This window comes from Flavobacterium sp. SLB02 (assembly GCF_009664855.1).
Lineage (GTDB): Bacteria > Bacteroidota > Bacteroidia > Flavobacteriales > Flavobacteriaceae > Flavobacterium.
This window is the reverse complement of the sequence record NZ_CP045928.1, coordinates 1,408,454-1,420,622: the sequence shown is the minus strand read 5'-3', so window position 1 is coordinate 1,420,622 and position 12,169 is coordinate 1,408,454. Positions and strand designations below refer to the sequence as shown.

Below are 12,169 nucleotides of genomic sequence, written 5' to 3'. Positions count from 1 at the left end.
AGGTTAGTTTATATTTAATTGGTTAATTTCTAAGTTGCTTAGCTCAACCCCAGTCTTTGAAGAAACAGAAAGAGTTGTATAGGGCTGGTTGGGGAAAAAGATTTCGGTAATTACTTTCTCGCCATTATTGTAAAATATTTCAATAGATGTTTTGTCCAGAATAATTTTAAAAACACCTTCTTTTTGACTTGCGTCTAAAGCTGCTTTGGTAATTGTTGAGGCAAACTTTTCCGAGAAATCAATTTTTCCTGATTTCGATCGATCCAAAAACAAATAGTGCTCTGTATTATTGATCCCGAAACTCACCGCTTCTCCATTTGGATTTGAAAGTGTAAAAGTGTAGGTATCCTGTTTCAGATTCTTGATATTAAACTGAAGCATTGCTTTTGTTAAATCAATTTTTCCTGCTTCAACCACAGCTAATTTCCCTTTTCCTTTCAGGCTTTTTACTTTGATTGTTTTACCAATATATTTATTGATTTCTTTTACAGGATTGTTAATCAAAATGTAATCGTTTCCTTTTTTGATAATCTGCAGCTCACGGGCAATTGTCGTGGCACTTCTCCAGGATTGTGTTGGAACTTGTTGTGCATACTCCCAATTTGACATCCAGCCAATAAATAATCGTCGACCGTCTGCAGCAGGAACATTATTCCAGGTTACGCCAGCATAATTGTCTTTTCCGTAATCCAGCCAGGCTGCTTTTTCTGTATCTATTTTTTTAGCAAAATTAGATTCAAGAGTAAAGGTTGTTCCGTCGAAATCGCCAATAAAATATTGTGTTCCGGATCCTCCGTTGGCTCCGCCGGGATTCAAATTCTGAATCAAAACCCATTTGGTTTCACTAGTTCCTTTTACTTTTATCTCGAAGAAATCCGGACATTCCCAAACACCTCCGTGAGCGCCAATATTTTTCCCAAACTCTGATAAATATTTCCAGTTTTTAAGGTCCTTAGAGGCATAAAACTGAGTTCGGTCTTGCGCCGCCAAGGACATAATCCATTGTTTATGGGCTTGATCCCAGTTTACCTTTGGATCACGAAAATCACGAATTCCAGGGTTTTTAATGACAGGATTTCCTTGTTCAAATTTCTGCCATGTAAAACCATTATCATTCGAATAGGCAATATCCTGCTGCTCCACATCGATCTTACCTTCTTTTTCTTTTGTCATATCATGTAGCGTGTAGATCGCTACAATTGGAGCCTTTTTACCAGTTCCTAAACCTGAAGTATTATGTGTATCTACAACAGCACTTCCCGAAAAAATATATTTGTCTTTGTCGGGATAAAGCGCAATTGGCTGCTCTTCCCATTTAATTAGATCTTTACTTACGGCGTGCCCCCAGTGCATTGGACCCCAAACACTTTTTTCAGGATAATGCTGATAATATAAATGATAAACTCCATCGGCATAGAACATTCCGTTAGGATCGTTCATCCATCCATTTTTTGGTGTAAAGTGAAAATTAGGACGGTACATTTTTTCTTCCGTAGCTATTGATGCTGACACGGCAGTTGTTTGTGCAACAGCCACATATGGCCTGAAAGCTCCTATCGATAATAATACGGCACTATATAATGCCAGGGGCAGATGTTTCTTTGATGTCATGTTTTTTGATGTTTTTTTTGGTTAGATTTTCACTTAAAACTTCTAAAGAGATCCCTTTAGTTTCCGGCATTATAAATATTACAAAGAGTAATTGCAGCACCATCATCAATGCAAAAATTAAGAATACTACTTCTGGTCCAATTTCTGAGAACAACATTGGTATTAGAGATGGAATAATGGCTGCTAAAACCCAGTGCACTGAACTCCCAAAAGCTTGTCCCGAGGCACGAATATGATTGGGAAAAATCTCTGAGATAAACACCCAGATTACAGCTCCCTGGCCAATGGCGTGCGATGCAATAAATAAGAAAAGAAAAGTAGGTACTGATAATCCTCCCCAATTGTAATAAAAAGAAGCAGAAACCAATCCCAAAGAAATAATATATCCAACTGAACCAATGTACATTAACAACTTTCTTCCTAATTTGTCAATTAATGCCACTCCGATCAGGGTAAATATAAGATTGGTTATTCCGATTCCGATACTGCTCAGTAAGGCTGTATTTTGTCCCAAACCTGCTTCTTCAAAAATTCTTGGCGCATAATATAAAAAGGCGTTGATTCCTGAGAACTGATTAAAAAATGCAATTAAAAAAGCCAGAATCAACGGGAAACGGTATTTTTTCATGAAAATATTCTCGTGTTTGGTCACTCCGTTTTCTCTTGAATCATCCATGATGTCTTTAAGATCAGCAGTGGGATCAATTTGAAACAAAACTTTACGGGCCTCTTCATCACGGTTTTTAGACAATAACCATCTTGGACTCTCCGGGATTGTAAGTATGAAAAGAATATAGATAAGAGAGGGAAAAGCCTGAACCCCTACCATCCAACGCCAGGCATTTTGGCCAATATCTTTTAAAAAGTAATTCGATATAAAAGCAATTAGAATTCCCAGTACAATATTAAACTGATACAAGGCTACTAGTCGGCCGCGTTTATCTGCCGGAGCAATTTCAGAGACATAAGCCGGAGCGGCAATTGTCGAGGCGCCAACTCCTAAACCACCAATAAATCTGAAGGCTGCAAAAACAAATGGATCGTTTGCAAAAGCAGCACCAATGGCTGAAATAAAATACAGGATCCCGATCCAGAAGAGTGTTTTTTTACGTCCTATCTTATTGGTTGGAATTCCTCCAAAAATGGCTCCAATAACAGTTCCCCAGAGCGCCATTGCCATAACAACAGAACCGTGAAAAGCATCAGATGAATGCCATAGAAGCTGTAATTGTTTATCAGCTCCAGAAATAACTACGGTATCAAAACCGAATAGAAAACCTGCCAGTGCAGCAGTAACAGACCAAATCAATATCTTATTCATTGTAGATGTATTAAAAACTTGTCGCTAAGATATCCGCAAAAAAAACAACTTATTTTTAATGATGTTACAATTTAATTCTATAATTATTGATAGTTTGACACTTTGAGATCAAAACCTTTATTGACAAGGCTTTACGCTTATTAAAATTTATTTACGAAAACCATGTAGTTTCGATTTTGTTACATTTAATATAAAAATGATACATGAAATGATACGTTTTTATACTAATTGGAATTAGAGGATTTGTATTCTTTTGGCGAAATTCCAAATTTATTCTTAAAAGCGGTCGAAAAATAGTTGGGAGAAGAGAATCCAAGAGAGTATGCAATTTCAGAAATATTCATCTCATTTGATTTTAAAAGCTCTGCGGCTTTCTCTAATTTGACATTATTGATATGATCACTAATATTAATACCGATAATAGCCTTTACTTTTCGATACAACTGAACTCTTGAAACACTTAGTTTGTCTGCCAAATCTTCGACAGAGAACTTAGGGTTTTCCACATTGATCTTAATGATATCATTCATTTTGGTAATGAAGGTTTGTTCCTGATTGCCAAATTTTGATTCGGGTTCGATGCGGTAAATGTTATTGGTATAATAATAACGGAGTTTTTCTCTGTTGAAAAGAAGCCCTGAGATAGATTGTTTTAGAATCGAAAGGCTAAAGGGTTTGGTAAGATATTGATCTACGCCGCTTTGCAAGCCTTTTAAAACAGCTTCTTTATTGCTTTGCGCCGTTAGGATAATAATTGGAATATGCGAAGAGCGTAAATCCTTTTTCAGTTCTTTACTGATCTCATAACCGTCTTTATCAACCAGATTGATATCGCAAATGATGATATCGGGCACTATTTCCATTGCTTTTTCAACAGCGTCGCTTCCATCAGAAGTATAAACGGTATATTCATTGGATAACTTAGCTTTTAGAAAAGTAACCAAATCGTTATTGTCTTCTATAATTAAAATAGCATGTTTCTCTGCATCAGAAATAACGTTCACCTGGTTTACATCTGATTCTATATCTAAATTATCTGTTATTAAATTTGGCGTTATGTTCAAATTTTCAGACTTATTTACAATTTCTGATGGCTGCAGATGGCTGTTACCTTTGAGTAATGTAATGACAAAATCACTTCCCTGCTTGGATTTTAGTTCGATAGTTCCGTGATGCAAAAGCACAAATTCTTTGGATAAATGAAGTCCGATTCCTGAACTGTTTTTATTATTATTTGAGGCCTTAAAAAAAGGACTAAACACGTTAGAGAGTTCATTTTCAGGAATTCCTATTCCGGAATCCTTGCAACTAATCTTAACGGTATTGTCCTGGTTTTCGATAATCGAAATGGTAATTTTTCCGTTATCGGGTGTGAATTTAAAAGCATTGGAAAGCAAATTAAAATATACCTTATCCATGAGTCCCCTATCGATGAACAATTCCAGATTCTTGTTTTTACAAATCAGCTGAAAATCGATGTTTCTACGAACTGCTTCACCTTTAAAATTGGTCATTATTTCATTGGTAAAATCATAAAACTTAGTATTTGAGGCTCTTAAAGTAAATTTTTGCTCTTCTATTTTTCTAAAATCCAGCAACTGATTTATCAAGCGGAGTAATCTGTTTGAGTTTTTATGAATGAGTTTTACCTCGTCAATAAGGGCTGTTCCTTTTATTTTTTCATTTTCGATCAAAGACTCCACATAGCTCATAATAAGGGTTATGGGCGTTTTAAATTCATGGGAAAGTCCGGTAAAGAAATTCAGTTTTGCCTCGTTGCTTTTCTCGGCAACCTTAGCCATTTGCTGAATTTCATTGTTTTGATCGATCACGGTCTGATTAATACGTTCGAGTTGTTTTTTCTTTCTGGAAATAGAAATCGTCGAATAAATACTGTAAATGGTCAAACTCAGAATAATCACTAAGAAAAAACTCAGCAGCCTCACCAAATTGTTTTGCGATGCATATTCTCTTTCCTGTACTTTTATAGCTCCTTGCTGTGACTCGATAACGGTTTGCTGCTGATCGACTTTATCCATTTGGTTCTCGATAATCTCAGCGTTATTATGGTCAATTACAATGGTATTGAGGATATTATTTTTAGAAATAGGTTCTTTATTGTACATTTTCAAAGCCAGTTTTAGCGCTTCGTTTCCTCCCGTAGGATATAAAATGGTTCCGTCTAAAACGCCGCTTTTTACCAGTTCAATTCCGCCATTGACAGAGTTTAATCCGTCGACTCCCAAAAATTTTATTTTATTTTCAAGACCTACTGTTTTAGCTGTTTCCCAGGCGCTTAATGCCATACGATCGTTATGGGCGAAAATGTATTCGACATCAGGATTTTGTAAAAGAATTGTTTTTAATGGTGCGGTTACGGACTCTTTTTCCCAATTGCCCTGAATGGTATTGACAACTCTAAAGCGTTTGTTTCCCTGAATAATCTGAGTAAAACCCAGACTACGTTCATAGGCAGGCGACGATCCGTTTGCGCCTGTAATTTCGATAATTTTACCCGAAGCTTTACTGTGCGAGATAATATACCTGGCTGCAATTCTGCCTATTTCGATATTATCTGCCCCCAGATAAGCGGTGTAGTTTTCGCCATCGATTTTGCGGTCTACCACAAGAACGGGAATTCCGGCTTTTATCGATTTTTCGACAACGGCTGTTAGAGGTTTTGATTCAATAGGCGATACTATAATTACATCTACTCTATTGGCGATGAACCTTTCGATATCATCGATTTGTCTGGCGACATTATTATTGGCATCGCTAATTTTTAAATCAACCTCAGGGCGCAATGAGGCTTCAATTTTCATTGAACTGGTCATTTGTTTGCGCCAATCATCTGTGGTCATGGCCTGAGAGAATCCAACCTTTATTTTATCTCCTTGTTTTTGAGTACAGGAAACTAAACTTAATGATGCTAAAAAAAGCAGCAAAATATATTTTACAAGTGAATACATGAATTATGAGTTTATGTAAATGAAAATGAGTTTTCAAAAAAAAATACCTTCTTAGACCTACAACCTGTCAAAATAATTAGGAAGGATTATTTTTCACTGACAAGTGGGAAGGCAATATATAATAAGGTAAAATTAAACTTTTATTTGATGTACACAAATGTTATAGTTATCTGTAAACAAAAAAAAGAGGATATTGAATCCTCTTATAATTTGTATTTTATAAACTGTAAAAAATTTCTTCTCTTAAATACTTTAATCCAATAAAAAAACAATCAATCCTCTTGCGCCGTGGGCACCTAATACTAATGATTGTTCGATATCAGCTGTTTTGGATGGTCCGGCGATAAAAGTCCCGAAACCGTATTGCTGATTTCCAATTCTTTCATACGCCTGATGCATAGTGGCCAAAATATCTTTTTTATGAACGATAATGGCCAGATATTGTGCGATAAAAGGTGACACACGTTGTCCTAACAAGTCGTCTGTAACCCAAAGCGCACTATTTTCGGCTACGCCAAAATGAGCTTTAATCACATTCAATTCGACATCGGCAAGCGAATGGGGATCATCGTTTCTCCAGTCTAAAGCTGCAATTTCCGAAAGTTCAGCAATTGTGGTTATGATGCGTTTTTGGATCGCATAATTGGCTTTTACATACTGAATAATTTCAGCATAATCGGCAACTTCTACAGGATCTCCTCCTATATTTTTGAGTACTGTTTTGTAGGTTGCTAGCACATCGAGATTCTCTGAGCTTAGAAGATTAAGATCAGGCAAGTCTGTAATTACAGCAGGTTGGTTTTGCTTTATTTTATTTAAAATATCTGCTTTACTACTCATTGTCTTTTGCTTTTGCTTCTCTTGAATTTTTCTTATACCATTCTCTAAAAGATTCTTGCGGGACCTCTGGCATTTCACGCTGATCGTACCATTTGTTCATTTTATTATTGACCAGATCGGGAATGTTTTTCATTACAAAACGACCTGATTTTCCGGCAATATTAAAAATTGTTGGGTTGGCCAGAACACTTGCCATGGTTTTCATTGCAAGAGTTTTGGCTGTTGGCGTATGCCCTTCTTTTACCAAAACCTGACGCCATTTGTACAATTGGTCGTGTATATCAATTTTTACCGGACAAACATTGGTACAAGAACCACAAAGTGTGCTGGCGAATGGTAAGTCGGCATTTTTACTCATGTCCAGATTAGGTGCCAGAATTGAGCCTATTGGCCCCGCAACGGCATTATGATAACTGTGTCCGCCACTTCGTCTGTAAACGGGGCATGTATTCATACACGCGCCACAACGAATGCATTTTAGGGAATTTCTAAAATCTTCTCTCCCTAATTGTGTGCTTCTGCCGTTATCGACTATCACAATATGAATTTCTTTTCCATCTCTTGGTTTCTTAAAATGGCTTGAAAATGTTGTTATAGGTTGCCCTGTAGCACTTCTGGCTAATAATCTCAGGAAAACGCCTAAATGTTTACGTTGCGGAATGAGTTTTTCGAATCCCATGCAGGCAATATGAACATCGGCCAGATGTGCGCCCATATCTGCATTTCCTTCATTGGTACACACCACAAATTCGCCGGTTTCTGCAATCGCAAAGTTCACTCCTGTTAAAGCGACTTTTCGGGTCAGGAATGTATTTCTTAAACTCAAACGAGCCGATTCTGTTAGATATTGGGGATCGATGTTTCCTTTTTCCGTGCCCAAATGTTCATGAAAAGTTTCACTTACATCTTCTTTTTTAAGGTGAATGGCGGGCAAAACAATATGACTTGGCGGTTCTTTACGAAGCTGCACAATATATTCTCCTAAATCAGAATCGATTACTTCGATACCTTTTTCGGCCAGATAATCATTCAAATGGCATTCTTCTGTAAGCATCGATTTTGATTTCACCATTTGCTTTACATCATGTTTTGCCATGATCGAATGCACAATTTGGTTATGCTCTTTGGCATCGGCTGCCCAATGTACTACTATACCGTTCTTTTGAGCATTAGCCTCAAATTCAATCAAATAATCATGAATATTAGAAAGTACATTGTTTTTGATTTGCGATGCAGTTTCACGAAGCAATTCCCAATAGGGGATTTGATGCGCCGATTTATCCCTTTTTTCACGAACAAACCAAAGTGTTTCATCGTGCCAGTTGACGCGTTCTACATCTTTGTTAAAACGTGTTGCGGCCTGACTGTGCGGTATAACTTTTTCTGATGACATCTCTTTCTTTTGTTTTTTTACCATTAAGATATTAAGTTCATAAAGCTTTGCCTTAACTTACTTAATCTCTTAATTGTGAAAAGAAAATTAAGTTTAATTTTAAAATCACTTAGTTTCCAACGAATTTAATATTTCGGCAATATGAATGGTTTTGATCGGGCTTTTTTGCCTTTTCAGAATTCCTTCTAAATGCATCAAACACGACATATCTCCACCGGTAATATAATCTACGTGATGGTTTTCATGATCTTTTATTCGGTCTTGTCCCATCTTTACAGAAACAGCTTCTTCGGTTACACAAAATGTTCCTCCAAAACCACAACATTCATCTTTTCTGGATAAAGAAACCAAATCTAATCCCTTTATATTGTGCAGTAATTTTTCAGGTTTAGAGAAAAATGGCGCATTAAGTTCTGTCATCTGCGAAAGCTTTAATCCGCGTTGGCCGTGACAACTTACATGCATTCCTACTCTGTAAGGAAAATTTCCGTCGATGGAATCTACTTTTAGAATATCGGTAATAAATTCTGTGAGTTCAAAAACTTTCTTTCGCATTTCTGCAGCTACTTTTTCTTGTTTCTGGTCATGCAAATGTTCTTTCACATGCAAAACACAACTTCCGGAAGGGCAAACAATATAATCGAATCCGGCAAAATTGGCGATAAAATTAGCATCACAGCCTTTGGTTAAATATTGGTATCCGCTATTGGCCATAGGTTGTCCGCAGCAGGTTTGCCCCATTGGAAAATGAACCTCGCAGCCCAATTTCTGCAAAAGTTCATAAGTTGCAATCCCTACTTTTGGGTAAAACTGATCGACATAACACGGTATAAATAATCCGATTTTCATATGCTGTCTTTTTAAACGCTTTGAGTTTGTTTATCAATATGAAGCGACTTTTCACTCCAAATAAATCTCAAAGTGCTAATGTAAAAAATTGTACTTCTTTTTTACGCACAAAATTTATGTTTTATGTGTAATCTATTTTTATAATATTATTTCACGCAGATTTTAAAAGATTTAAACAGATGTACACAGATTATTATCTAAAATTAAATCTGTGTAAATCTGCGTGAAACAAAAATCCTTTAATCTCTTGCTGTTTTTTTGTCTCGCAGATCTTGCAGATTAGCCAGATTTTTGCTTCTCTCATTTTTTACAATCCCGAGGAACGAGGGATGACAACATTGTATTAAAAAAAATCATTCTAATCCTTCAATCTGTGGCTATTTTTCTCTCGCAGATCAAGCCGATTTTTAATTTTTAATTCTAAATTTTTAATTAAACATCAATGCTTGTAAAACTTCAAATCAATCAAATCATTCTGGATGGGTTTTGGATTCCAGTTTTGATGAATCGCCAATGCAGCGCCCAAGGCACTCGCCTGCGCCATCGAAGCTGCAAAAACTTCGATATCGGGATAAGCTTCGGCCAATAAATTCATGAAAATGGAATTTTTGCTAAAACCTCCATCTACAAAAATCTTCTTTACCGGACTATTGTGAATGACCAAATTAGTCGAAAAAAACTGCTGTTCTACCAAATCCAGCATCAATTGATGATAGGCGATTTCGTAACTCTTATAATTGTTCAGATCTCTTTTTTGAAATGGACATTCTTTTAGAATATCAAAATCATACTTCTTTGGATAAATAATCTGAAAGTTTAGCGCTCGCAAATTCGACACTATCTTTTTATCAAAATAAACCTCTTTATAAGTATCTACAGGTACTTTAAAATGTTCTGCCAGTCTTTTTGTCTGCACTTCGTGTTCATTGCCTGAAAACAGACGTGCTGCTTTTACAGGCTTTTCAGTGTATTGCATATAACACAAACAATCGTTTTGCAATTCTTCAAAAGTCAATTGTTTATTATTGAAAGGATTCAGCGAAATACTCCAGGTTCCGGTGGACAATAAAACAAAAGGTTCTGTAAAATTTATCGTGTAGGGAATAATAGCCGATGAACTGTCGTGAAGTCCAACACCAATGGCTAGTCCGTCTTGTTTTTTTATAATATCCTTTCCATAGTGAAGCGGTGGGATTTTATCTGAAATACCTTCATTTTTAAGCCATTTATGATACTTCATCTTTTTAAAATTCCAAAGATTGGTATGGCATCCAATACTGGTAATATCAGCGTAAGCTTCACTGGTTAAAAGAAAACTCAAATACTGCGGTAAATGCAAACAGTATTTTACCTGATTAAATAATTCCGGTTTTTCTTCTTTGAGCCTGTAAATCTGCATTCCTGAATTCAGGCTTCCTAATAGGGGAGAAGCTGTTTTGACTGCAAAAGTTTCTTTTCCTTTGTATTTATCATAAAAATCATTTTTTAGCTTCTCCGGATACTCTTTTAAGTAATTATACAGAGGAGTTAAAACTTTTCCTTTTTGATCAATGTAAACAAAACTAGCACCGTAAGTACTAAAATTGATGGCTTTTAAAACATAATCCGATAGGTTTCTAATTTCTGTCAATCGATCGAATATCCAGTTTTCAAGGACTTCGATATCTTCGCAGGGAAAACCATCTTCGTCAAGGGTTTCGTTAAGATTTACTGATTTTTCCCAGACAATTTTATAATTTTCATCAAATAAAAATACTTTCTTGTTTGTTTTACCAATGTCAAAAATTGCAACTACATTCATTTAATTATAAGTTATGAGTTTTGAATTATGAGTTAGGAGTTAGTTTTTTGTTTTATAAAAAACTGCAATAGAGTATTACTATAACTCGTAATTCATAATTACAATCCTGTCGCCAATGTTTTTAATCCTCTTTCACCAATTAGATTTTTTCTAACAGAAAGACTTCTGTACAATTCCACCGGATTCAGTGCCGCTCCTGAGCGCAAACGAGCCTCAGCAACCAGTGCGCGAACATCTGTACGGAAAGCATCCTGAAGAATTTCCTGTGCTTTTACAACATCATTTTCTTGCTGAGCGGTTTCTAAGGCTTTTCTGTCTACCAAAAGTGCCTGGGCATAAGCAATCATAATAGCTTCTACTGATTGTAATAAATCTTCTAATGGATCTTTGATATTGTGTGATGCATCAATCATCCAGCCTAAATCTTTGGCGTGATTCATTCCGCGCGCATCCATTCCTTCTACTAATTCGTTAAAAATCAAGAATAATTGATATGGCTTTAAAGCTCCGGCGGTTAAATCATCATCTCCATATTTTGAATCATTAAAGTGGAATCCTCCGAGTTTTTCTTCCATCAATAATAATGAAACGATTTGCTCGATATTGGCATTTGGCAAATGATGTCCTAAATCGACTAATGTTTGTGCTTTGTCTCCTAATTTTTTCACATAGGAATACGATTGTCCCCAATCGGCCACTGTAGTGGAATAAAAGTTAGGCTCTGCGCATTTATATTCTAAAAACAATTTCCAGTTTGAAGGTAATGCATCGTAGATCTCTTCTAAACTTTCCAGTGTATTTTGGTAGGCTTTTCTAAAGTTTAATTGCCCCGGAAAAGAAGATCCATCGGCTAACCAAATTGTTAGTGATTCTGATCCTAATTCGATTCCGTGTTGAATAACTTCTATATTATGAGCAATAGCTTGTTTGCGAACTGCTTTATTTACGTTTTGTAATGATCCAAATTTATACGAATTGTCCTGACCTGCCTGATCCTGAAAGGTATTGGAGTTCATGGCATCAAATCTTAAATTGTGCTGCGCGGCAAGACTTTTTATGGCTTTGTAATCTTGCGGAATATCCCAGGGAATATGCAATGAGATCGCCCCTGAGGAATTGTTTAAAGCATGAAGCAAACCAACATCTTCGATTTTTTCTTCGATAGAACGTGGTTCCCCACCTCCTGCAAAACGTCCGAATCTTGTTCCTCCTGTTCCTAACGCCCAGGATGGAATTGCGATTTGAAAATCGATTAGTTTTTGAATAATAGATTCTGTATCACCAATTTCTGATACTGTAAAGGCAAATTTATTTTGATGTTTTTTTAATAAATCGTCGTTGTGAGATGCGATATTGTTTGATCCGATTAACATATTATTTTATCT

8 protein-coding genes are annotated in these 12,169 nt (G+C 36.1%); all 8 read right to left on the bottom strand.

Annotation, left to right across the window (positions count from 1 at the left end; genetic code table 11):
* Positions 1–3 precede the first annotated feature (3 nt).
* On the bottom strand, positions 4–1,611 hold the full coding sequence (locus GIY83_RS05755; protein ID WP_229029229.1) for a glycoside hydrolase family 32 protein: 1,608 nt from the start codon (positions 1,609–1,611) through the stop codon (positions 4–6).
* Positions 1,574–2,932 (bottom strand): sugar porter family MFS transporter, encoded by a 1,359-nt coding sequence (locus GIY83_RS05750; protein WP_208685592.1) that lies wholly within the window; start codon positions 2,930–2,932, stop codon positions 1,574–1,576. Before GIY83_RS05750 ends, GIY83_RS05755 begins: the two co-directional genes overlap by 38 nt.
* A gap of 224 nt (positions 2,933–3,156) precedes the next feature.
* A complete protein-coding gene (locus tag GIY83_RS05745) occupies positions 3,157–5,901 on the bottom strand; it encodes a substrate-binding domain-containing protein (protein ID WP_208685589.1) in 2,745 nt (914 codons plus the stop codon).
* 252 nt (positions 5,902–6,153) lie between these two features.
* Positions 6,154–6,741, bottom strand: coding sequence for an LUD domain-containing protein (locus GIY83_RS05740; RefSeq protein WP_208685586.1), 588 nt, complete (start codon positions 6,739–6,741; stop codon positions 6,154–6,156).
* A complete protein-coding gene (locus GIY83_RS05735; protein WP_208685583.1) occupies positions 6,734–8,134 on the bottom strand; it encodes a lactate utilization protein B in 1,401 nt (466 codons plus the stop codon). Before GIY83_RS05735 ends, GIY83_RS05740 begins: the two co-directional genes overlap by 8 nt.
* Positions 8,135–8,239: 105 nt before the next feature.
* A complete protein-coding gene (locus GIY83_RS05730) occupies positions 8,240–8,983 on the bottom strand; it encodes a (Fe-S)-binding protein (RefSeq protein WP_208685580.1) in 744 nt (247 codons plus the stop codon).
* Positions 8,984–9,422: 439 nt separating this feature from the next.
* Entirely contained in the window at positions 9,423–10,784 is a 1,362-nt protein-coding gene (locus GIY83_RS05725; RefSeq protein ID WP_208685578.1) for an FGGY-family carbohydrate kinase, read from the bottom strand.
* 98 nt (positions 10,785–10,882) lie between these two features.
* Positions 10,883–12,157 (bottom strand): TIM barrel protein, encoded by a 1,275-nt coding sequence (locus tag GIY83_RS05720; protein ID WP_208685575.1) that lies wholly within the window; start codon positions 12,155–12,157, stop codon positions 10,883–10,885.
* Positions 12,158–12,169: the final 12 nt, after the last annotated feature.

Coding starts and splice junctions, on each gene's coding strand:
- GIY83_RS05725 (WP_208685578.1), bottom strand. CDS start 10,784: ATGAATGTAGTTGCAATTTTTGACATTGGTAAAACAAACAAGAAAGTA.
- GIY83_RS05745 (WP_208685589.1), bottom strand. CDS start 5,901: ATGTATTCACTTGTAAAATATATTTTGCTGCTTTTTTTAGCATCATTA.
- GIY83_RS05735 (WP_208685583.1), bottom strand. CDS start 8,134: ATGTCATCAGAAAAAGTTATACCGCACAGTCAGGCCGCAACACGTTTT.
- GIY83_RS05720 (WP_208685575.1), bottom strand. CDS start 12,157: ATGTTAATCGGATCAAACAATATCGCATCTCACAACGACGATTTATTA.
- GIY83_RS05755 (WP_229029229.1), bottom strand. CDS start 1,611: ATGACATCAAAGAAACATCTGCCCCTGGCATTATATAGTGCCGTATTA.
- GIY83_RS05730 (WP_208685580.1), bottom strand. CDS start 8,983: ATGAAAATCGGATTATTTATACCGTGTTATGTCGATCAGTTTTACCCA.
- GIY83_RS05750 (WP_208685592.1), bottom strand. CDS start 2,932: ATGAATAAGATATTGATTTGGTCTGTTACTGCTGCACTGGCAGGTTTT.
- GIY83_RS05740 (WP_208685586.1), bottom strand. CDS start 6,741: ATGAGTAGTAAAGCAGATATTTTAAATAAAATAAAGCAAAACCAACCT.